The organism is Caulobacter soli (genome assembly GCF_011045195.1).
In the GTDB taxonomy this organism is placed as follows: Bacteria; Pseudomonadota; Alphaproteobacteria; order Caulobacterales; family Caulobacteraceae; genus Caulobacter; species Caulobacter soli.
On the sequence record NZ_CP049199.1, the window covers coordinates 4847971 to 4869038 of the forward strand.

At 67.3% G+C, this 21068-nt stretch carries 19 protein-coding genes; 12 read left to right on the forward strand and 7 right to left on the reverse strand.

From position 1 onward, the window contains the following. Nucleotides 1–27: 27 nt before the first annotated feature. From G3M62_RS22595 to G3M62_RS22610, 4 genes are all read left to right on the forward strand, one after another. Nucleotides 28–426 (forward strand): DUF2946 family protein, encoded by a 399-nt coding sequence (locus G3M62_RS22595; RefSeq protein ID WP_165190789.1) that lies wholly within the window; start codon nt 28–30, stop codon nt 424–426. Nucleotides 427–501: 75 nt separating this feature from the next. Then, on the forward strand, nt 502–2556 hold the full coding sequence (locus G3M62_RS22600; RefSeq protein ID WP_165190790.1) for a TonB-dependent receptor family protein: 2055 nt from the start codon (nt 502–504) through the stop codon (nt 2554–2556). Between the two features lie 14 nt (nt 2557–2570). Then, nucleotides 2571–3068, forward strand: coding sequence for a YcnI family copper-binding membrane protein (locus tag G3M62_RS22605; RefSeq protein ID WP_165190791.1), 498 nt, complete (start codon nt 2571–2573; stop codon nt 3066–3068). A gap of 10 nt (nt 3069–3078) precedes the next feature. Beyond that, a complete protein-coding gene (locus tag G3M62_RS22610) occupies nt 3079–3558 on the forward strand; it encodes a copper chaperone PCu(A)C (RefSeq protein ID WP_165190792.1) in 480 nt (159 codons plus the stop codon). Nucleotides 3559–3642: 84 nt separating this feature from the next. Here the strand turns inward: G3M62_RS22610 and G3M62_RS22615 are convergent, their stop codons facing one another. Together G3M62_RS22615 and G3M62_RS22620 are read right to left on the reverse strand one after the other, a co-directional pair. Beyond that, nucleotides 3643–3984, reverse strand: coding sequence for an endonuclease domain-containing protein (locus G3M62_RS22615; RefSeq protein ID WP_165190793.1), 342 nt, complete (start codon nt 3982–3984; stop codon nt 3643–3645). 148 nt (nt 3985–4132) lie between these two features. After that, complete coding sequence (locus tag G3M62_RS22620; protein ID WP_165190794.1) at nt 4133–5017, reverse strand: AraC family transcriptional regulator; 885 nt, start codon at nt 5015–5017, stop codon at nt 4133–4135. A 180-nt stretch (nt 5018–5197) separates the two neighbouring features. Between G3M62_RS22620 and G3M62_RS22625 the strand changes: the two genes are divergently transcribed. Next, on the forward strand, nt 5198–7324 hold the full coding sequence (locus G3M62_RS22625) for a M13 family metallopeptidase (protein WP_165190795.1): 2127 nt from the start codon (nt 5198–5200) through the stop codon (nt 7322–7324). A 448-nt stretch (nt 7325–7772) separates the two neighbouring features. On the opposite strand, the gene hisG is transcribed toward G3M62_RS22625, so the two are convergent. From hisG to G3M62_RS22645, 4 genes are all read right to left on the reverse strand, one after another. After that, nucleotides 7773–8738 (reverse strand): ATP phosphoribosyltransferase, encoded by a 966-nt coding sequence (gene hisG, locus G3M62_RS22630; RefSeq protein ID WP_165190796.1) that lies wholly within the window; start codon nt 8736–8738, stop codon nt 7773–7775. Further along, nucleotides 8735–9865, reverse strand: a complete 1131-nt coding sequence (locus G3M62_RS22635) for an ATP phosphoribosyltransferase regulatory subunit (RefSeq protein ID WP_165190797.1) — start codon at nt 9863–9865, stop codon at nt 8735–8737. Before G3M62_RS22635 ends, hisG begins: the two co-directional genes overlap by 4 nt. 1 nt (nt 9866) lies before the next feature. Then, the gene (gene hisS / locus G3M62_RS22640) at nt 9867–11357 is read right to left on the reverse strand and encodes a histidine--tRNA ligase (protein ID WP_165190798.1); all 1491 of its coding nucleotides are present in this window, start codon (nt 11355–11357) and stop codon (nt 9867–9869) included. 330 nt (nt 11358–11687) lie between these two features. Further along, nucleotides 11688–11870, reverse strand: a complete 183-nt coding sequence (locus G3M62_RS22645) for a hypothetical protein (protein WP_165190799.1) — start codon at nt 11868–11870, stop codon at nt 11688–11690. A gap of 49 nt (nt 11871–11919) precedes the next feature. Between G3M62_RS22645 and G3M62_RS22650 the strand changes: the two genes are divergently transcribed. From G3M62_RS22650 to G3M62_RS22670, 5 genes are all read left to right on the forward strand, one after another. Beyond that, nucleotides 11920–12594, forward strand: coding sequence for a sigma-70 family RNA polymerase sigma factor (locus G3M62_RS22650; RefSeq protein ID WP_165190800.1), 675 nt, complete (start codon nt 11920–11922; stop codon nt 12592–12594). Beyond that, the gene (locus G3M62_RS22655) at nt 12591–13007 is read left to right on the forward strand and encodes a hypothetical protein (protein ID WP_165190801.1); all 417 of its coding nucleotides are present in this window, start codon (nt 12591–12593) and stop codon (nt 13005–13007) included. Before G3M62_RS22650 ends, G3M62_RS22655 begins: the two co-directional genes overlap by 4 nt. Before the next feature lies 1 nt (nt 13008). Beyond that, nucleotides 13009–13809, forward strand: a complete 801-nt coding sequence (locus tag G3M62_RS22660; protein WP_165190802.1) for an ImmA/IrrE family metallo-endopeptidase — start codon at nt 13009–13011, stop codon at nt 13807–13809. A gap of 678 nt (nt 13810–14487) precedes the next feature. Continuing rightward, entirely contained in the window at nt 14488–14691 is a 204-nt protein-coding gene (locus G3M62_RS22665) for a hypothetical protein (RefSeq protein ID WP_165190803.1), read from the forward strand. A gap of 153 nt (nt 14692–14844) precedes the next feature. Then, on the forward strand, nt 14845–16914 hold the full coding sequence (locus G3M62_RS22670; protein ID WP_165190804.1) for a TonB-dependent receptor plug domain-containing protein: 2070 nt from the start codon (nt 14845–14847) through the stop codon (nt 16912–16914). 24 nt (nt 16915–16938) lie between these two features. On the opposite strand, the gene G3M62_RS22675 is transcribed toward G3M62_RS22670, so the two are convergent. Further along, a complete protein-coding gene (locus G3M62_RS22675) occupies nt 16939–19104 on the reverse strand; it encodes a TonB-dependent receptor domain-containing protein (protein ID WP_165190805.1) in 2166 nt (721 codons plus the stop codon). 105 nt (nt 19105–19209) lie between these two features. On the opposite strand from G3M62_RS22675, the gene G3M62_RS22680 reads away from it, so the two are divergent. Both G3M62_RS22680 and G3M62_RS22685 read left to right on the forward strand, forming a co-directional pair. Then, nucleotides 19210–19578: a BlaI/MecI/CopY family transcriptional regulator gene (locus G3M62_RS22680; protein ID WP_165190806.1), complete on the forward strand. Its 369-nt coding sequence runs from the start codon at nt 19210–19212 to the stop codon at nt 19576–19578. Next, nucleotides 19571–21061 (forward strand): M56 family metallopeptidase, encoded by a 1491-nt coding sequence (locus G3M62_RS22685; RefSeq protein WP_165190807.1) that lies wholly within the window; start codon nt 19571–19573, stop codon nt 21059–21061. The genes G3M62_RS22680 and G3M62_RS22685 overlap by 8 nt, the downstream gene beginning before the upstream one ends. Nucleotides 21062–21068: the final 7 nt, after the last annotated feature.

Sequence of the window (21068 nt, forward strand, 5' to 3'; positions counted from 1 at the left end):
CGCATCCCGGCTTACGCAACGCCCATCATGAGCCCCCGCCGCGCCCAGACCCGGACGACCTGGCCCATCGCCTTGCTGGCGATGCTGGCCCTGCTCGTCCAGGCGCTGATGCCGGCCGCGGCCATGGCCCACGACGCCGCCGGCCAGGCGGTGATGATCTGCACCGCCGACGGGGCCAAGACCGTCCAGGTCGCGGGCGACGTGATCGGCAAGAAGGATCCCGCCCCTTCCAATAAGGGTTTCGCCGGCCTGCCCTGCGCCCAGTGCGTGGCGGTCAGTTTGGCCACGACCACGCCGCCGGACATCGCCGTCGCCCCGGTGCTCTACGCCGTCCGCATCGCCCCCGCGCCCCGCGCCGCCCTGACCGGCGTCGCCCTGGCCCGCGCGCCCCCGCGTCCGCCCGGACAGGGACCACCGACCGCCTGATCGCCTGACCTTCGTCTCGCGCGTTACGGCCTCACGCCGACGCGCGTCGTCATGCCTTCAGACATCGGATTTTCCATGCCGCCCTCCTTCCGCCTGGCCCTGCTGGCCGGCGCCGCGCTCTGCCTCCTGTCGTCCGCCGCCTTCGCCGAGGGCGACGACCAACGCACCGCCGTCGACTCGGTCATCGTCACCGCCCGCTCCAATCCCGAGGACCCGCCAGTCGTCGCCGCCGCCCGCCGGCGCCTGTCGGAAACCCCCGGCGGCGTGTCGGTGATCTCCCAGGAATCCTACATCGGCCGCGAGGCCCTGGCCCTGGACGACATGCTGCGCGACGCCCCCGGCGTCTACGCCCAGCGCAAGTGGGGCGGGGACGTGCGCATCTCGATCCGGGGCTCGGGCATCGGCAACGCCAACCACAATCGCGGCCTGCTGCTGGCCCAGGACGGCGTGCCGTTGAACGAGGCCGACGGCTATGGCGACAGCCAGATCGCCGACCCGCTCAACACCCGCTACGCCGAGGTCTATCGCGGCGGCAACGCCCTGCGCTTCGGCGGGGCCCTGCTGGGCGGGGCGATCAACATGGTCACGCCGACAGGTCGAGACGCCGGGTTCGACAACCAGGTCCGCGTGGACGGCGGCTCCTACGGTCTGTTCCGCGAGCACATCGCCCTGGCCCGCCAATCTGGAGACTGGGACGTCTACGCCGCCGCCACCAACCAGACCGCCCAGGGCTGGCGCTCCCAGAGCCAGCAGAACATCCAGTTCGGGTCTCTGAACATCGGCCGATCGTTCGGCCAGGACCGCGAGGTCCGCGTCATCGTCAACGGCTCCAACATCAACCAGGAGATCCCCGGCGCTCTGACCCTGGCCCAGTTCCAGGCCGATCCGCGCCAGACCGCCGCGGCCAACGCCAACGGCGACCAGGGTCGCAACCAGCGCGGCGTGCGCGGTTCGCTGGCTACGACCTGGCGCCTGAACGAGACCCTGGTCTTCCAGGGCGCGGTCTACGGCGTGTGGAAGGACCTGGACCACCCGATCTTCCAGGTCATCGACCAGCAGAGCCGCAACTACGGCGCCTTCGGCCGCTTCGACTGGGACGGCCAGATCGGCGGCAAGCGGGCCGACGCCTTCTTCGGCGCCTGGTACCGCACCGGCGACATGGACTCCAACTTCTACGTCAACAATCGCGGGGCCCGGGGCGCGCCGACCTCGCGCACCCTGCAGAACGCCAAGGCCGTCGACGTCTTCGGCGAAGGGCGCTTCTTCGTCACCGATCGCGTCGCCCTCGTGGCCGGCGCGACCTGGGGCCAGGCCGAGCGCGACTACACCAGCTTCGCCATCCCAGGCGTGGCCAGCACGTTCAACCTCAAGGCCGACAAGACCTATGACTGGATCTCGCCGCGCGTCGGCCTGCTGTGGCAGGACGAGGCCGGCGACCAGGTCTTCGCCAACCTGACCCGCTCGGTCGAGCCGCCGAATCTGGGTTCGATGTCGCCGACCAACACCGGCTTCGCCCCCGTCCAGGCCCAGGACGCCTGGACCGGCGAGATCGGCGCGCGCGGTCATCGCGGCCCCTTCACCTACGACCTGACCGTCTACCGCGCGAACCTGAAGAAGGAGATGCTGCAGTACACGGTGAACGCCTCGATCCCGGCCTCGACCTTCAACGCCGACAAGACCGTCCACCAGGGGATCGAAGCGGCGCTGGACTGGGCCGTGGCCCCGCATTGGCGCCTGCGCCAGACCTGGACCTATTCGGACTTCCGCTTCGACGGCGACGTCCAGTTCGGCGACAACCGCCTGCCGATCGTGCCCAAGAACTTCTACCGCTCGGAAGTCCGCTACGACGACCCGCGCGGCTGGTTCGTGGCCCCGTCGGTCGAATGGTCGGCCACCGATCAGTGGATCGACTACGCCAACACCAAGGCCGCTCCCGGCTACGCGATCGTGAACCTGAACGCCGGCTGGAAGGTCACCCCGGCGGTCTTGTTGTTCGTCGACGCGCGGAACCTGGCCGACAAGGCCTATGTCTCCAACACCCAGGCGGCGATCACCTGGACCGCCGCCACCGCCACGCTCTGGCCGGGCGACGGCCGTTCGGTGTTCGGCGGCGTCACGGTCGATTTCTGAGGGAGAAGGACGTCATGAAAGCTCCGCTGATCGCCTTGGTGGCCCTGCTGGCCACGCCCGCCGCCGCCCACGTCGTCGCCGTTCCGGGCGAGGCCAAGGCCGGCTCGTTCTCCGCCGTCGCCTTCCGCGTGGGCCACGCCTGCACGGCCGGCGACGCCACCCTGAAGCTGCGGGTCGAGATCCCCGACGGCGTCGCCTCGGCCCGCCCCCAGCCCAAGCCGGGCTGGACCGTCGACATCGAGAAGGAGGGTGATCGCGCCACGGCGATCACCTGGACTGGCCGCCTGCCCGATGACCAGTTCGACGACTTCGCCTTGCTGATGAAGCTGCCGCCTCAGCCCGGCCCGCTGGTCTTCCCGGCGATCCAGACCTGCGAGAAGGGCGAGAGCCAGTGGACCGAGATCCCCGATCCCGAGCGCCCCGACGAGAAGCTGACCCGCCCCGCGCCGACCGTGCGCCTGACCCCCGCCGTCGCCGAACAAATGCCCGCCATGCCCGGCATGAAGCACTGAGAGACCCGCCATGAACCGCTTAGCCCTCGTAGCCGTAGCCGCCCTGACCCTTTCCGCCCCAGCCTTCGCCGGCGACTACCGCGCCGGCGGGATCGAGGTCCGCCGCCCGTGGACCCGCCCCGCCCAGGCCGGCATGAACGGGGTCGGCTATCTGACCGTGACCAATGTCGGGACGAAACCCGCCAAGCTGCTGTCGGTGGAAAGCCCGGCCGCCAAGTCGGTGACGATCCACCAGAGCAGCATGGCCAATGGCGTCTCCTCGATGCGGGCCGTGACCGGCGGCCTGACGATCGCCCCCGGCGCGACGATCGCCTTCGCCCCCGGCGGCTATCACCTGATGCTGATGGGCCTGACCAGCGCCCAGGCCCTGGGCGGCAAGGTCCCGCTGACCCTGGTGTTCGACGGCGGCCGCAAGCTGCGCATCGACCTGTCGGTGGAGGCCGGCGCGCCGAAAGCTGATCCGATGACCGGGATGCACATGGATCACTGAGGGGGCGAGGGGCCGCCCTTCTTGATCCCTCTCTCATAGAGAGAGGGAGGGGCCCGCCGCCGCAGGCGGTGGGAGGGTGAGAGGTTACACTCTGTCCGAACGAAGCACGGCCAGGACCTCCTCGGCGACCGCGCCAGGGTCGGTCAGGACCCGTTCGTTGGGAAACCTCAGAACCACATATCCGAACAGTTCCAGTGTCTGGGTACGGCGCTCATCATAGTCCTCCCGCCCTTCATGGGCGGCGCCGTCGAGTTCCACGATCAGCTTGCCTGCCTCGCAGACGAAGTCGGCGAAGTAGCGATCTATCGAGACCTGTCGCAAGAACCTGAACCCGCCCAGGCGGCGGTTGCGGACAAGCTTCCACATGGCCTTCTCCGCCAGGGTCTGATCCTGGCGGAGGCGGCGGGCGTTGGCGGTCTTGTCCATTCCGGAAGCATGACCTGGGACCTCGCGGGGGCTCAACCGAAGAAACGGGGCTTTTCCGGCAGGCGGCGAAACCTCTCACCCTCCCACCGCTTCGCGGCGGGCCCCTCCCTCTCTCAAAGAGAGAGGGTTCAAGAAAGCGCCCGCCCCCCTACTTCAGCGGCAGGAATAGCTCCACGACCACCTCGTGCGTCGCCGCGTTCGGTGGGAACGAGAAGTGGCGTTGGCAGTAGATCGGGAAGTCCCGGGCTTCCTCGCCGCTGGCGGGCAGCCAGTCGCGATAGAGATAGAGCGCGGCCGGCTCCAGGTTATGGATGTCGTGGACGACCCGTAGCACCGCGCAGCGGCCGCCGGGGATAACGCCCGCCTTCATCACCGCGTCGTCGGGCGCGATCGGCCGGTCGGTCCCGATGCAGAGGTCCATGCTGTAGTCGGCGGGGTTCTCGGGGATCCGCTCGGACCGGAAGATGTTGAAGGTCGAACTGGTCTGCGGCGACAGGTCGGCGGCCTTTCGCCAGGCGATGAACCGCTCGATCGTGTCGCCCAGCGTCGCCCGGTCGCCCCGGTGCTCAAGGACCGCCACCGGCGTGGGAGAGACCTCGCGGAGGGTCACGTCTTTCGGTTCGTAGATGATCTGCATGATCTTGCTCCTGGCGTTGTTCAAAGGCCCGAAGGCCGCAAGCCACGGCGCCCAGTCGGGCGATTTCCGGAACGACGAAGGCGACTGCCGAAACCTTTGCCGGAAGGCGCGGGCGAAGGCGTCCGGCGCGTCGTAGCCGGCCTCCATCGCGATCTCCGTCACGCTGCGAGCCTGGTTCGAGGCCAGCTGGTGCGAAGCGCGTTTCAGACGGGCCAGCTGGACGTAGCGATGCACCGACAACCCGAAGGTCGCCATGAACTGCCGATGGAAATGGAACTTGGAGAAGGCCGCCACGCGGCTGACCGTCTCCAGGTCCAGGTCACCGTCCAAGTGCTGGTCGACATGGTCCAGCACCCGCTGCATCCGAGCCTGGTAGTTTTGAAGCGCCGTCTTCATCGTCACCCTTTTCCGTGGTGGCGCCAGTTAGTCGCTCACCATCGGGTCGTGCTCGACCGATCTTGCGGTTTGACGCGGCTCGAGCTCCCGCGCCCGAGAACATGACAAAAAAGTAAGGGACGAAACGCCCCAGGTGATGGCCAAGTCGCGGTTCGGATTTTCCAACGGATCGCTTTTTCCATGAAACGTATCTGGTTCGCGGCCGCCGCCATGGCCGCGCTGTCGCTGTCGGCCTTCGGCGCGGAAGCGCGTGAGGATCACGACCACGCCTGCCTCAACGACCCCTGCACCCTGCAGTCGCTGTTCGTGGCCGCCGACACCCCCGCGGCCGGCCCGGCGACGATGTCGCTGGAGTCGCCGCGTTACGGAACCTGGGGCTTCGACGTGGCGGGCATGGACCGTTCGGTCAAGCCGGGCGACGACTTCTACAAGTTCGCCAACGGGACCTGGGACGCCAACACCGCCATCCCCAGCGACCGCACCCGCTACGGCAATTTCGACAAGCTGTCGGAGCTGTCGGAAGCCCGCACCAAGGCGATCATCACTGAGGCCGCCTCGGCCAAGAACCCCGACGCCGACACGGTCAAGATCGGCGCCGCCTACAAGGCGTTCATGGACGAGGCCCTGGCCGAGAAGCTGGACGCCAAGCCGATCGCCCCGGAACTGGCCGACATCCGCAAGGTCGCGTCCAGGGACGATTTCACCGCCCTGATGGGCCGCAGTCCGACCACCGGCTTCTCGACGATCCTGGGCCTGGGCATCAGCCCCGACGCCAAGAACCCCACTCGCTACGCCGTCTACGCCGTGACGGACGGCCTCAGCCTGCCCGATCGCGACTACTATCTCGACGCCAAGTTCGCCGAGAAGAAGACCGCCTACGAGGCCTATGTCGCCCAACTGCTGACCTTGATCGGCTGGGACAAACCGGCCGAGAACGCCAAGGCCGTCGTCGCCTTCGAAACCCAGCTGGCCGAGGCTTCCTGGACCCGCGCCGAGCGCCGCGACCGCGACAAGACCTACAACCCGATGAACCTGGCCGAACTTCAGGCCCTGACCCCTGGCTTCGCCTGGAAGCGCTATCTGATCGGGACCGAGCTGCCCGCGTTCGACCGCGTGGTGGTGACCACCAACACCGCCTTCCCCAAGTTCGCCAAGGTCTATGCCGACACCCCGCTGGACACCCTGAAGGCCTGGCAGGCGTTCAAGGTGGCCGACCGCGCCGCGCCCATGCTGTCCAAGCGCTTCGTCGACGCCAGCTACGAGTTCCGCAACAAGACCCTGGCCGGCCAGCCCGAGCAGAAGCCCCGCTGGAAGCGCGCCGTCGCGGCGGTGAACGGCGAACTGGGCGAGTCGGTCGGCCGCGTCTATGTGGCCCGCTACTTCCCCCCGCAGTCCAAGGCCAAGATGATCGACCTGGTCGGCAATATCCGGAGCGTCCTGAAAGCCCGCCTGAAGACGCTGGACTGGATGTCGCCGGAGACCAAGGCCCAGGCCGAGGACAAGCTGGCGCAGTTCACGGTCAAGATCGGCTATCCCGACAAGTGGCGCGACTATTCCAAGCTGGAGATCAAGGCCGACGACGTCTACGGCAACGCCATCCGCTCGGACGCCTTCGAATGGCGCCACGACGTCGAGCGCCTGAACGGGCCGGTCGACAAGAGCGAGTGGGGCATGACCCCGCAGACGGTCAACGCCTACTACAACTCGGTCAATAACGAGATCGTCTTCCCGGCCGCCATCCTCCAGGCCCCGTTCTTCCATCCGGACGCCGACCCGGCCGTCAACTACGGCGGCATCGGCGGGGTGATCGGCCACGAGATCAGCCACGGCTTCGACGACCAGGGCCGCAAATCGGACGGCAAGGGCGTGCTGCGCGACTGGTGGACGGCGCAGGACGCCGCCAAGTTCAAGACCCAGGCCGACAAGCTGGGCGCCCAGTACGGCGCCTTCGAGCCCCTGCCCGGCGCCAAGGTCAACGGCGCCCTGACCATGGGCGAGAACATCGGCGACATGGGCGGCCTGGCCTTCGCCCTGCAGGCCTATCACGCCTCGCTGGGCGGCAAGCCGGCCCCGGTGATCGACGGCTTCACCGGCGACCAGCGCGTCTATCTGGGCTGGGCTCAGGTCTGGCGCTCGAAGATCCGCGACGACGCCCTGCGCCAACAGGTGGTCAGCGACCCCCACTCGCCGGCCTATTACCGCGTCAACGGCACGATCCGGAACCAGGACGGCTGGTACGGCGCCTTCGACGTCAAGCCGGGCGACAAGTTGTATGTGGCCCCGGAGGACCGGGTTCGGATCTGGTAGAGACAGCCGGGGGACATGCCCTTGGGCGTGTCCCCTCCGCGTCCCGAACAAGGGACACGCCCAAGGGCATGTCCCAAACGCAAAAACGGCGGCTCGCCATGCGGAGCCGCCGTTTTTATCATCTGCGTCAAAACCAGAAGCCGCGACCTAGAAACACCAAACCCGCCGCGGGGGATAATCGCGACGGGTCCGGCTATTTCTCGATCATTCGATCTAGGTGGGCGTTTCCTCCCCGAAACGCCGAAGGAAGGGAGCTCTCTTTGGGCTCGTTTCTTCCTTGCAAGGGTTAGAAACGGCAAATCCGAGATGGTGTCAACGGCAACAATCGGGAATCCGTAAGGGCCAGCGAAATTTTTGACACAAAAGCGTTAGATTGGACTGTCGGGTCAAACTTATCGCCGTTCTCTCGGTCTTTTTTTGACAAGTCAGTCAAAACTTACCGAGACAATCATTTCCCCAAAGCCTTCCGAAGCTGGTCCAGGACCGCCGATCGCGACTCGAACACATAGTCCGGGCGCGAGACCGTGACCGGCTCGACGCCGGCCGCGCCTAAAGCGGCGGCGGCCTCGAACAGGTCGGACGCGGCCAGCAAGGCCCCGTTGGCCCGCCGCGCGCCCTGGCCGACGAACGCCGCCACGGCCGCCTGGCCCGCCGCGTCCTGCTCGGCCGGCCAGACCAGGGTGGCCATGTTGCGCGCCCGCCCCTTGGCCTCGACCACCGACAGCAGCCGGGCCAGCGAGTCGATCTGTGCGTCGGTCCACGGGGTGATCAGCGAAGCGGTCAGCTGGGCCTGGCTCTTCAGGATCACGCCGTCCGACAGGATCTTCAGGCCGTTGGCCGCCAGGGTCGCGCCCGTGGTGGTGATGTCGACGACCAGCTCGGCCGCTCCGGCCGCCGGCGCCCCCTCGGTGGCCCCGCTGCTCTCGACGATCCGGTAGTCGGCCACGCCATGGCGGGCGAAGAAGGCCCGGGTCTGGGTGACGTACTTGGTGGCCACGCGCAGGCGCCGGCCGGTCTTGGCCAGATGCGCGTGCCCGACCTCGTCGAGGTCGGCCATGGTGTCGACGTCCAGCCAGCTCTTGGGGGCGGTCACCACCAGGTCGGCGCGGCCGAAACCCAGGGCCCGCAGCAGCATCACCCGGCTGTCCATGTCGTCGCCGCGCTCGCGCAGCAGGTCCTCGCCGGTGACGCCCAGGTGCAGCTCGCCCGAATCAAGGCCCGCGGCGATATCGCCGGCCGACAGCAGCCGCACCGACACGCCCGGCAGACCCGACAGCTCGGCGCTGTAGCCGCGCGACCCGCCGGTCATTTCCAGTTTGAAGCCGCACTCGGCCAGCCAGGCCTCGAGCTGCTCCTTCAGGCGGCCTTTCGACGGAATAGCGAAAATCATCGGCCCAGTCCCTGGAGTACTCATTCGCCGCCCCCCGCATAGGCTCGCGCCGGGCGCACCATGCAGCCCACGGCGCCGGTCTTGCTCTCCGCCCCCAATCGCGCGAGCAGGCCGTCATAGCGGCCGCCGGCGGCCACCGGCCGTTCCTCGTCCAGGGCGTCGCTGCGCACCTCGAACAGGAAGCCGTCGTAGTAGCCGAACGCCCGCCCGAAGGCGGCCGTCAGCCGCATGCGGTCCTCCGGTACGCCGCGCGCGACCAGGCCGGCCAGGCGCTTGCGCCAGCCGTTCAGGGCCGCGTCCAGCGCCGCGCGCCGGGGGCCGCCCAGGGCCGAGATGGCGTCCAGGGCCGCGCCCGGACGGTCGCTGACCGCCAGGAAGGCCCGCACCGCGTCGGCTTCCTCGGGCGACAGGCTGCCGGCCTTGGCCGATTGGGCGCGTTCGACCAGGCGGTGGGCGATCTCGGCGGGACGGCGGCCGCCCACCGGCTCGATGCCGGCCAGCGACCACAGCTCCTGCAGCACCGCCGAGGCCTCGGCCTCCGGCAGGCCGGCCAGCAACGTCGCAATGCGGCTCTGCTCGCCGGTCACGGCCTCGCCGCCGCCCTCCAGCTCGATCTTCAGCTGGCGCGGCCGCGTAAAGGCCCGCTTCAGCCGCGCGCCCAGCGGCGGGGTCAGGCCCAGGCTGTCGACGAAGGCCGCGAACAGGCTGACATCGCCCAGCAGCAGGGTCAGGTCCGAACGCCCGCCGGCCGCGGACGCGGCCCAGGCCAGGGCGGCGATCTCGGCGTCGGCGGCGACCGGGTCGCCGCCTTCGAAAGCCTCGATCCCGACCTGCAGAAACTCCTCGGCGCGATCCGAGCCGCGCGGCGCGACGCGGAACGCCTTGCCTTCATAGAAGTAGCGACCCTCGCCGTTCCCAGCCGCCAGATGTTCCCGCGCGATGGCCACGGTGAAGTCGGGACGCAGGCAGGCCTCCTCGCCCGCGTCGCCCGAGACCACGAACAGCCGCGAGCGCATGGCCTCGCCCGCCAGGTCCAGCAGCAGGCCCAGAGGCTGCAGCACCGGCGCGTCGGTCGGCGCGGCGCCGGCGGCCAGGAACGGGGCGCGGATGGCGTCGAGCGCCTCCGCCGGAATGGAACGCTCGAGCCTCACATCAACCCCCGATGATCTTACGCACCGCCGCGACCAGCTCGCCGCGCGGGATAGTCTGCTGGCCGGGCCGCTCGGCCTTCCAGGCGGCGTTGTCGGCCACCCCGGCGGCCAGCTCGCGTCCGAGGTCCAGGTCCTTGATGGTCACCGTGCCGGCCGCGATCTCGTCGCCGCCCAGCATGATGGCCGCCGGCGCCATGCGGCGGTCGGCGTATTTCATTTGCGGCCGCATGCCCGAGGTCCCCAGATAGACCTCGGCCGCGATCCCCGCCGAGCGCAGCTCGCCGACCACCGAGAAGTACTCGCCCATGTGGGCCTGGTCGAAATTGATGATCACCACCGGCCCCCTGGCCTGCCCGCCCGGCTCGCGCCCCGCCGCCCGCAGCGCCGCCGCCAGGCGCGAGACGCCGAACGAGAAGCCCGTGGCCGGGGTCACCTGGCCGGTGAACCGCGCCACCAGGTCGTCATAGCGCCCGCCGCCGCCGATCGAGCCGAACGACACCTTGTTCCCCTTGTCGTCCGTGGTCGACAGCAGCAGCTCGGCCTCGAACACCGCGCCGGTGTAGTATTCCAGCCCCCGGACGATCGAAGGCTCGAACAACGCCTGGTCGTCGGCCACGCCCAGGCTCTTCAGCGCCGCGTCGATCTTGGCCAGTTCCTCCAGCCCCTCGTCGCCCTCGGCCGAACCGCCGATGACATTGGCGATCTTGGCCAGGGTGTCCGAGCGCCCGCCGGAGCCGGCCTGGACGAAATCGAGCACCGAGTCGATCGCCTTGCCGACCAGGCCCGCGCCCTTGGTGAAAGCGCCGCTCTCGTCCAGGCGCCCTTCGCCCAGCAGCAGGCGCACGCCCTCCACGCCCAGGCGGTCCAGCTTGTCGACGGCCCGCAGCACGCCCAGCTTCTGGCCGTTGGTCTCGACCCCGGCGGCGGTCAGCAGGCCGTTCAGCAGCTTGCGATTGTTGATCTTCAGCACCGCCGCGCCGCGCGGCAAGCCGGCGGCCTGCAGACCCTCGACGGCCATGGCGATGATCTCGGCGTCGGCCTCGGGACGGGCCGAGCCGACGGTGTCGGCGTCGCACTGGATGAACTCGCGGAACCGCCCCGGCCCCGGCTTCTCGTTGCGCCACACCGGCCCGAAGGCGTAGCGGCGGAACGGCTTGGGCAGGGTCTCCCAGTTCTGGGCGGCGAAGCGGGCCAGGGGCGCGGTCAGGTCGTAGCGCAGCGCCATCCACTGGTCGTCGTCGTCCTGCAGGGCGAACACCCCCTCGTTGGGACGGTCGCTGTCGGGCAGGAACTTGCCCAGGGCGTCGGCATATTCGAACGCCCCGGTGTCCAGCGCCTCGAAGCCGTAGCGCTCATAGACCGCCGACACCGCCTCCAGGATCGCCCGCTCGGCCCTAAGGTCCCGGGCGCGCTTGTCGGCGAACCCGCGCGGATTGCGGGCCTCGGGACGGAAGGTTTCCGCCGGGGGAGCATCGTGGGTCTGGTCGGTCATGCGCGCGTCGGGTCCTGGTCGTAGGTCTCGACGGATGGCGCTTTAGCTTAAAGCCCCATCCGCCTTGGGCGGGGCTGCGGCTGGGTGTCGCTAGAGCGAACGGACCCGGCCGATCCCGCGAGGCGAGGTCGGATGGTGGTGGCGGCCGTGATGGTGCGGCGTGCGGGTCATTGGGGCGGGGCTATAGCGGATGAGGGGCGGTGGGGGAAGGGGGAGGTATCTTAACGCGCTGCCAAGTTCGCTCCCCGCGTAAAGAAAGCCCGCCGAGCGAACTCAGCGGGCTCAAGTTGAAGATGAGGGGGATGGGGCGCTCGGCTTACGCCCACGCACTCAGGCGTACCGAACGAGACGCCAGGTCACCGCGCGGCCACCGTACGGCGGGAACACGTTGTTCTTGGCGATCGGTGCGGTCGTCGTCGGCGTGCCCACGACCTCCCAGACGCCGCTTTCGGGGCAGCGCTCGCCCGTGCGGCCGGTGGTGCCGATCGGGGCCTTCGAAGCAGTTCCGTACATAGCTAATTCCTTCAAATCGGAGGGTCCATTTTGGCCCTCTCAATAGGAGGTGCTCATCAGCCGCCTCTTCGCGGACAAAATTATTTTTGTCCGCGCTCGCGCCATTGTTGAGTATGGTGAAGGTAAGGGGGAACGGATCATGACGGCGACCTCAGGGCAGCCGCGCGGTGGCACTGATGCAATGAGCCTTGACGACCTCGAGGACGCGCTGGATCAGCTCAATGACGAGGACGTCGAGCGCCTTGTCGCAAAGGCAGGCGCCTACGCGCTCGGTACTGGTGTCGAACCCGTCGATTTGCTCCACGACGCGATTACCGCCGCACTTGATGGAACTCGGTCCTGGCCGCGCAGCATTATGCTCGAAGCTTTCCTGGTGATGTCGATGAAGAGCATCGCTTCGAATCTCCGTCGAAAAGCTCGACGGACAACCCCCGTGGACATGTCGTCAGAGAGCCATGGCGTCCAGGAAGCCCAACAACGCTTCGTCTTTGAATCAGAAGATCAGGCGCTCTCTGGAATTCGCTGTAAAGCGCTGATTGAGAAGGTTCACGACCTGTTTAGCGACGATGAACAAGCTTTAGCTGTCGTGCTCGGCAGGTTTGATGAACTGTCAGTCCAAGAGATCTGCGACTTTGGGAATTTTGATCGAAAAGCGTACGAAACGGTGAGTAAGCGCGTTCAAAGGAAACTGGGTGAGGCTGTTCGTGGCGGAGCCATCCAATGACGCATGACCCTGAGGTCGATTTCCGTGCCATCGATGCCTTGGCAGACATTTTAGCGGAAGCGATCGACGACGCGCCGCAATCTGAGATTCAAAACCATTTAGCTGCCCGATATGGCAGCGCCAGCAATGCCGTTGTCGCTGCTAGAGCGTCCATCCGCACCGCCATGAAGAACGTCGCCGCCCGTCGGCGCGCTCAAATTAGACATCAGCTTGATAGCGCCGCACACTCTGTTGAACCATCCATACAAGCATTCTCTCGTGAAGAGCTTCTTCAAATATTGGAACAGCATACAGCCAATGACGATGGAGCGACTCCTGTAACGCTAGCCGCTCGACACGGAAGAGGAGAAATGGATGATGAAGAGCTTCGCTCACTTGTTAGCGACATTTTCGCTCTGAGGTCGGACATATAAATTGGATATCAATCGCCTCTATCGCCGCCTCGGCATCGAAGAGCCGGCGGATATCGATTTAGACGTTATAGCGCACTACCTCGGCCTATCGATTAAGGTTGAGCGCCTGTGCGCGTGCGAAGCTCGCATCATCGGCCTAGGTGATCGTGGGATTATTACTGTCAACAAAGACTCTCATGTGCGAAGGCGTCGCTTCTCTATCGCTCATGAAATCGGACATTGGTCTTACCATCGTGGCAAGGCGCTAATGTGCCGTGCGTCGGACATTGGCGAAGGGCGGGAAATATCGCGCCATCGTGAGCAGGTGGCAGATGCATTCGCAGGACGCCTGCTGCTTCCGGATTTCATGCTGAAGGAACACTCCAAATTTCCAAAGCTCACTTTCAAACAGGTCGAAAAAGTTTCGACTGAGTTTGATGTTAGCCGCACAGCTACCGCTCGGCGTTTGGTGGATGGCGGCGGCTTTCCGTGCTTTCTGCTGGCCTATAATCGAAATGGCTGGAAATGGTTTTGCCGGTCGCCAATGATCCCGGACTATTGGTTTCCTCAGAAAGAAATCGACCCGCAGTCTGGTGTTTTCGATGCTGTTTTCGCAGGTAAGGATTCACCCTACCCATCGAAAATTGGAGCCGACGCCTTTTTCGATAGGCGAGGCGCCGATCGTTTTGAGGTTCTTGAAGAAAGTATATGTATCGGTCCTGGGGACGTTTTGACGCTTGTTACATTCATAGATGACAAAATGCTTGAGGATTTTGGTTCCGGTATAAGACGACAATCACCGGACACTCCTTTTTGGAGATAGGACTTTTTAATCCCGTCTCCCAACGGGCATACACCCACCCCACCCCCAACAAATTCAACGCCCTACGCCCACCCACGCCGAGCACAGACCCAAACTTATCCTACAGCTCCAAAACGCCCGCATAATCACAGTCGTCCCACCACCGGGGAGGCCGTCCAGCTGGCGACCTGACGGGTGGCGGGGGCGGTCGAGCGGGAAGCGTCCGTCGGCCGGTTGCGCGGGGCCCATCGGGTCGGTCGGCGGAGCGTGGGGGTCCTCAGAAGGGGCTTCGGGCGGTCCGGACCGGACGGCGGGAACACCCCTCGGGGCCGAAAGACGACACGCGCCAGGCGCGGGCTGAAATCGCCCGCGCGGTCCGGACGGGGTGCGTCGCCCCTCCGCCCGCCGGGGGCCTCCATCGGAGCGGGTTAAAAATCCGCGATCCGAAGGCTCTCGTCCACCGGCCGCGCGGAGCGTTCTGACCCTGTCGAAACGGTACACTCCAAAATCCTACACCGGGCATGGCCCGGACGCTCCGCCGCCTCCCCAAGCCTCAGCGGGTTTCCGCGTGAGAACGAGAGATCGTGCCCGCGAACAACTTGCCCCCACCTGACCGCCCCATCCGACCGCTTCGCGGTCTGTCCGCCCCCAATAGGGGGCGGAGGACGCGCGCTTCCCTTTTTTGACGGAGGATCATCCATGGCCAGACACCGTCCCAAGATCCCGGCCGATGTGGCCGCCCAAACCGACGTCGACGCGGCCGTCCGCACGGCGCTCGCCGAGTTGAAGCGCCGCCGGGACTACGAGCATTTGCAATATCTGGAGAAACGGATCGCCGAACATTCGCCCGTGCCCGGCGACCCGCTCTATGTCGAGATCTCGGCGGATCAACCCAAGTCTTAACGGCGCATTCATCAGATTGCCCACAGCCGTCCACAGTCCAGGGAACATGAACGCGCCGTAATGTTGCTTCGATGTAATCCACCTTTCCGGCTTGTAACTTGAGGTGATCGTCCGGGGTCGGCAGTTATCGCGTCATCTGAGGGGATGACATCGATGACCAAGACCATGCTGCTGGCGACCGCCGCCGCGCTTTCCATCGCCAGTGCGGCTCATGCCGCCGATGCGCCGCAGGCCGCCCAGGCGCCGATCCCGACCGGTCCGACCGCCACGGCCCCGCTGGACGACGCGACCCAGAAGGGCGTGCTGGTCTTCACCCCCGACTTCTTCGCCGCCCAGCGCCCCAACACCGCGCTCGACATGGTCGACCGCGTGCCGGGCTTCACCGCCGACGACGGCGCGGGGACGCGCGGCTTCGAGGGCTCGGTCGGCAACATCCTGATCAACAACAACCGTCCGGCCTCGAAGAACGACGCCGGCACCGACGTGCTGGAACGCACCCCCGCCAGCCAGGTCGACCGCATCGAGCTGATCCGCGGCGGGGCGCCCGGCATCGACATGCAGGGCTTCTCGGTGGTGGTGAACGTGATCCTGAAGACGGCCGCCAGCCGCCAGTCGATCGTCACCTGGAACGCGGGCCTGTTCGACGGCGGCCACGACGTCTGGGGCGGCAGCTACCAGTTCACCGCCAAGAACGGCGCGCGCAGCTGGAGCGTGCTGCTGAGCGACGGCACCTCGACCAGCGACTCCAACGGCGTGGGCCGCAACATCCGCCGCGACGCGACCGGCAAGGTGCTGCGCGACGAGGCCTTCATCAACGACGGCTGGGGCGGCAGCGACTCGGCGCGGGTCAACTATTCGGGCCCGCTGGCCGGCGGCAAGATCGAGGCGACGGGCGAGTATAAGCTCCACGACTGGCAGGAGTGGCAGAAGATCAGCTCGCCCACCGCCCTGCGCTACAGCGACTATGGCGAGGACACCAAGTCGGGCGAGCTGGGCCTGACCTATATCCGGCCGCTGGCTCCGAAATGGACGCTGGAGACCCGCGTCATCCACCAGTTCGAAACGTTCGACAACGTCTCGACCGGTTCGGAAACCGACGGCGGCGCCAGCGAGCCCGAGCAGCGGTTCACGGCCAACGGCGACTCGTCGGAATCGATCCTGCGGGCCCTGGTCCGCAACGAGCGCAGCGCGGCCCTGACGATCGAGGCCGGCGGCGAGATCGCCTACAACATGCTCGACACCCACCAGGCCTATAGCGAGGGCGGCGTGGCCGTGGCCCTGCCTTCAGCCTCGGTCAAGGTGGAGGAGCTGCGCGGCGAGGCCTTCACCAAGGCGACCTGGCGGGTGAACCCCAAGCTGACCTTGGAGGGCGGCCTGCGGCTGGAGACCTCGACGATCAAGCAGTCGGGCGACGCCTCGGCCGAGGAGAGCTTCTTCTATCCCAAGCCCCGCTTCCAGGCGACCTGGACGCCCAAGGCCAACCACCAGGTGCGCTTCCGGTTCGAGCGCGAGCTGGGCCAGCTGGACTTCAACGACTTCGCCGCCTCGTCCGACTTCGACGACGGCAACGTGTTCGGCGGCAATGTGGATCTGAAGCCCGAGCAGCGCTGGATTTCGGAGGTCACCTTCGAGCGCCGGTTCTGGGGCGAGGGCATCGTCTCGATCGGCTATCGCCACGACGAGATCATCGACGTGATCGACCGCCTGCCCCTGCCCGGCGGCCTGTCGGCGACCGGCAATATCGGCAATGGCACGCTAGACAAGCTGTCGGTGAACATCGTGGTGCCGACCGACCGGTTCGGGATCAAGGGCGGCCGCTTCACCTTCAAGAACGACTGGAACGAGACCCACGTCACCGACCCGACCACCCACCAGGACCGGCCGATCTCGGACGTGCGCCCGACCCAGGCCAATATCGGCTTCCAGCAGGACATCACCGCCTGGAAGACCCAGTGGGGCGTCACCTGGCTGCCGCTGCTGGGCCTGGGCACCTATGATCCGGACCAGACCGGCGGCTGGCGCGGGGCGGCCTATTTAGAGAGCTTCATCGAGTACAAGCCAACCCCGACCCTGTCGCTGCGCGCCCAGCTGAACATGTGGGACGACTTCGTCATCCGCCGCACGGTCTATGCCGACCGCGACACCCGCGCCGTGGCCTTCACCGAGGAGCGGGACATCAATCCGCGCACCTTCTGGACGCTGCGCCTGCGCAAGACGTTCTAGGGGGCGGGGCCGATGGACCGCCTCCTATTGCGGCGGTCCGCCCGGGCCCTGGAAGTCGAAACCGGGGTCCTTACGGGCCTTGCCGGTCCCGAAGGTCCAGGCTAGGCCGACGCGCAGCAGGCGGGCGTCGATATCGCGGACCACCAGGCTCTTGAGGGCCGGCGTCTCGATCACCTGCTTGTCGCGATAGAGGCCCAGCACGTCCTGGACGGTGACCACCACCGACAGGCGGTCATCGATCTTGCGGCGATAGCCCAGGTCGATCCCGGCCGAGGGCATGGCGTAGCCCTGGGCCGTCAGGCGCTTGCCGGTCAGGAAGCCGTTGACCTGCAGCAGGTCCTTGGCCGTGGCCTGCCAGCTGAGGCTGGCGCGGCCCGAGGCCGTGGTGGCGGAACGCTTGCCCGGGAGGCCGAGATTCGATCCATCCAACTCGGCCCAGAACAGGTTGGAGCTGACATTATAGGTCAGCGCCTTGTTGAGCTTGCCGTTCAGCACCAGCTCCAGCCCGCCATTGCGGCTCTGGACGACATTGGCCCGGCTGGTGACGAACACCCCACCGCCGATATCGGTGACCAGGTCGCTGATCACCCTGTCATTCTGACGGTAGTACAGCGTGGCCATCGCCAGCAGCGGCGCCTTGCGATACTGCCAGCCCAGTTCGAACGAGCGGGTCTCCTGAGGCTTCAGGTTCGGATTGCCGATGCGATAGTTCAGCGGATCCTGCAGGAACGGGACCGGGTTCATGTCCAGCGCCGTCGGGCGTTGCAGGCGCTCGCTGTAGCTGGCGGTCAGCTTCTGGCGCTCGCCCAGGGGATACGACAGGTGCAGGCTGGGCAGCCAGTCGGCGGTGTCATTCTCGGTCTCGCGACCCAGGCCGGCCAGGTCCAGCTGGGACTTCTCGTAGCGCAGGCCGGCCAGCACGGTCAGGTCGCCCAGCGGACGCTCGTAGGTGGCGTAGGCCTGGCTCAAGGTCTGCTCGTACAGGAACCGGTTGTTGAGCAGCGGATCGGCGGTCAGCCCGTCCAGGCTGGCGCCCCGGAAGCCGCGGTTGACGTAGCTGTTGTCATCGAACTGCAGGTCGAAGCCCAGCTTCAGCGTCCGCCCCTCGCCCATCGGCCGGACATAGTCGCCCTTCAGATCGGTCTGGCGGATGTCATAGCCCAGGCGCTGCTGGTCGAAAGCGCTGGAGGCGGCCGGCAGGGTCGCGATCGTGTGGCCGGTCCGCACGCGGTTGTCATCGGTGACGTCATAGCTGAGCTTCAAGCTCAGCTCGTGGCCTTCGCCACTCAGGCGGCGGCGCAGATTGGCCCCGACCATGCCGTTGTCCCGCCGCTGGCGGACGCTCAGGTCACGCCGAAAGGCCTGGATTGGCGCGCCGGCGCCATCCTCCCGCGCGGTGTTGGCCAGGCTGTCTACGGCGAAATCGTAACGGCCAAGCCGCGCCTCGCCGCCGAGGCGCAGCTTGTCGCTGACATCGTAGTCAACCGAGCCCTGACCAGTGACCCCTTCCATGTCGAGCTGGGTCTTGCCCTGGGTCTCGCTGTCGAGATCGGCCTGCCGGCGACGCTCGTAATCGACCTGGTCGGCCGTATCCCGGCGATAGTTGAGATCGCCGGACGCCGACAACTTGGGTCCGTTGTAACCGATGCTGCCGCTGGCCCCGCCGCGCCCGGAATCGCCGATCGTCAGGCGCAGCGAGCTGGTCCGCCCCGCCCCCTTGGCCTTCTTGGTGATCAGGTTGATGACCCCGCCCGTGCCGTCGGCGCGGAACTCGGCGGAGGGGTTGGTGCTGACCTCCACCCGGTCGATGCGGTCGGCCGGCATCTGCTGCAGCGCCTGGCCGCGCCCGTCGCCCTGAAACATACTGGACGGCTTGCCGTCGATCAGAATCGTCACCGAAGGATCGCCGCGCAGGCTGACATTGCCCTGCACATCGACCTCGACCGAAGGGATGTTGCGCAAGGCGTCGGCAATCGCGCCCGACTGGGCCGACAGGTCGCTCGAGATGCTGTAGCTGCGCCGATCGATCGAGGTGCGCACCTGCGGCGCATCGGCCTTGACCTCGACGGCGCTGACGCCCGTGGACGCCTCGGCGGCGGGCTTTTGCGGCGCGGCTTGAGGCGCGGAAGGCGTGACGGCGGGAGCCGCTTGCGCGGCGGCGAGCGCCGCCCAGACGAGGCCGATATGCACTTAGTATCCCCCAGAAAGACCGCTGACGAGCGCGGCGGAACGTTCTATGATACAGCTGTACTTTCCTCTAAAATACAAATGTACTTTCGGTAATGGAGGCGGCGCGTGCGGATCTCAGGCGCGGAGAGCCAGGTGATGGAAGCCCTGTGGCGGTGCGGGCCACTGACGCCGGACGGCGTCGTCGCCGAGGTCGGCGAGGCCCACGACTGGGCGCCGGGCACGGTCAAGACCCTGATCACCCGCCTGCTGCGCAAGGGCGCCATCGCCGGGGCGCGTGAGCCAGGCGGCTATCTCTATCGACCGCTGATGTCGCGTGACGACTATGTGCAGGCCGAAAGCCAGGGTCTGGTCGACCGGCTGTTCGGCGGCGAGGTGGCGCCGCTGGTCGCTCATTTCGCCCAGCACCGGGCGCTGACGGCCAAGGACGTCCAATTGCTGAAGGACCTGATCGCCGAGATCGAGGACGATGACTGAGGTCCTCGCAACCCTCCTGCGCGTCAACCTGGCCCTGGCGATCGCGGTCGCCGCGGTGATGGTCCTGCGCCTGCCCGTCCGACGACTTTTCGGCGCGCGGATCGCCTACGGCCTGTGGGGTCTGCCGCCGCTGACCACCGTGGCCATGCTGGTCCCGGCGCGGGTGGTGACGGTCCATCTGCCGATGGCGACCACCCGGGCGATGGAAGCGGTGTTCGACCCGGCCACGACGCCCGTCGCCCTACCGTTTGACATCCAGCCGCTGCTGGCTGGCCTGTGGCTGGCCGGCGCTCTCGCCTGCCTGGCCTGGCAGGCTTGGCGCCAGACGCAGTTCACCCGCGCCACGCGGGCCGGACGGGCGGGACCGGCCGTGGTCGGGGTGCTGCGTCCGCGCATCGTGACGCCGGCCGACTTCGACGATCGCTACACCCCGGCCGAGCGCGCGGTCGTGCTGGCCCATGAGCGGGTCCACCTGGAGCGAGGCGATCCATCGGTCAACGCCGCCCTGGCCCTACTGACTTGCGCGAACTGGTTCAACCCGGCCGTCCACGCGATGTCGCACTGGCTGAAGATCGACCAGGAACTGGCCTGCGACGCCCGCGTGGTCGCCGCCCATCCCAAGGCCCGCAAGGCCTACGCCCAGGCCATGCTGAAGACTCAGCTGGCCGCCCGTCCCCTGCCGCTGGGCTGTCATTGGTCCAGCCATCCGTTGGCCGAGCGTGTGCGGCTGATCACCCGTCCCGCGCCCAGCCGGGGCCGCCGCTTGATCGGCGCGGGTCTGACTCTCGTGCTGGGCCTGACCGGCGCCGTGGGCGCCTGGGCCGCGCGTCCGGCCGAGATCTCGGTGACCTATGAAACGCCGTCCGCCACCGCCGAAAGCCGTGCCGCCATCGAACGAACCTCCCGCGCCCTGCCACGATCCAGCGGGCCAACAGCGCCTCTTCGGCCGACCAAGCCCCACGCACCGGTTTCGCGCACCGAGGCGGACGCGACCCCGCCACGACTGATCCCGATCGCCGCGCCGCTCCAGGAGCCGATCCGTCCGCCCGTCGTGCTGCGCCCGGCCCGTATCATCCAGGCGGTCGCCGACCGCTCGCTAGTCCAGCCCGGTTCGGCGGTGCGGGTGGTGGCCAGCGGCCTGGCGCCGGACGGCGTGCCGCTGTGGTCGGACTTCACCGCATTCGGTTCGCAGCGGTTCTATCGCAAAGGCGCCTATGAGCGCGGCGGCAGCCGCTATTCGATCTTCACCAGCGTGGTGCAGGAGGGCCAGCGCCTGCGGGTCACCGTCAGCCTGGGCCGCGCCTTCCGGCCCGAGTTGACCGGCGCGATCGACCTGGCGCCCAACCAGACCGGCGTCGTGCGTCTGCCGACCGGCCAGGCCATGGTCGTCTCCGCCACCGTGCGCCCCGAGACGCCGGAAGAGGTCGAGGAAGGGCGGCGGATGATGGATGAGGCGGGGAACGCGGCGGGCGGTTGGGGCTGAAATTCAC

Excerpts from the sequence above, each read along its gene's own strand:
- hisG (WP_165190796.1), bottom strand. The coding sequence starts at position 8,738 with ATGAGTACTCCAGGGACTGGGCCGATGATTTTCGCTATTCCGTCGAAA.
- G3M62_RS22605 (WP_165190791.1), top strand. The coding sequence starts at position 2,571 with ATGAAAGCTCCGCTGATCGCCTTGGTGGCCCTGCTGGCCACGCCCGCC.
- G3M62_RS22620 (WP_165190794.1), bottom strand. The coding sequence starts at position 5,017 with ATGAAGACGGCGCTTCAAAACTACCAGGCTCGGATGCAGCGGGTGCTG.
- G3M62_RS22600 (WP_165190790.1), top strand. The coding sequence starts at position 502 with ATGCCGCCCTCCTTCCGCCTGGCCCTGCTGGCCGGCGCCGCGCTCTGC.
- G3M62_RS22615 (WP_165190793.1), bottom strand. The coding sequence starts at position 3,984 with ATGGACAAGACCGCCAACGCCCGCCGCCTCCGCCAGGATCAGACCCTG.
- G3M62_RS22665 (WP_165190803.1), top strand. The coding sequence starts at position 14,488 with ATGGCCAGACACCGTCCCAAGATCCCGGCCGATGTGGCCGCCCAAACC.
- G3M62_RS22645 (WP_165190799.1), bottom strand. The coding sequence starts at position 11,870 with ATGTACGGAACTGCTTCGAAGGCCCCGATCGGCACCACCGGCCGCACG.
- G3M62_RS22685 (WP_165190807.1), top strand. The coding sequence starts at position 19,571 with ATGACTGAGGTCCTCGCAACCCTCCTGCGCGTCAACCTGGCCCTGGCG.
- G3M62_RS22610 (WP_165190792.1), top strand. The coding sequence starts at position 3,079 with ATGAACCGCTTAGCCCTCGTAGCCGTAGCCGCCCTGACCCTTTCCGCC.
- G3M62_RS22670 (WP_165190804.1), top strand. The coding sequence starts at position 14,845 with ATGACCAAGACCATGCTGCTGGCGACCGCCGCCGCGCTTTCCATCGCC.
- G3M62_RS22595 (WP_165190789.1), top strand. The coding sequence starts at position 28 with ATGAGCCCCCGCCGCGCCCAGACCCGGACGACCTGGCCCATCGCCTTG.
- G3M62_RS22625 (WP_165190795.1), top strand. The coding sequence starts at position 5,198 with ATGAAACGTATCTGGTTCGCGGCCGCCGCCATGGCCGCGCTGTCGCTG.
- hisS (WP_165190798.1), bottom strand. The coding sequence starts at position 11,357 with ATGACCGACCAGACCCACGATGCTCCCCCGGCGGAAACCTTCCGTCCC.
- G3M62_RS22655 (WP_165190801.1), top strand. The coding sequence starts at position 12,591 with ATGACGCATGACCCTGAGGTCGATTTCCGTGCCATCGATGCCTTGGCA.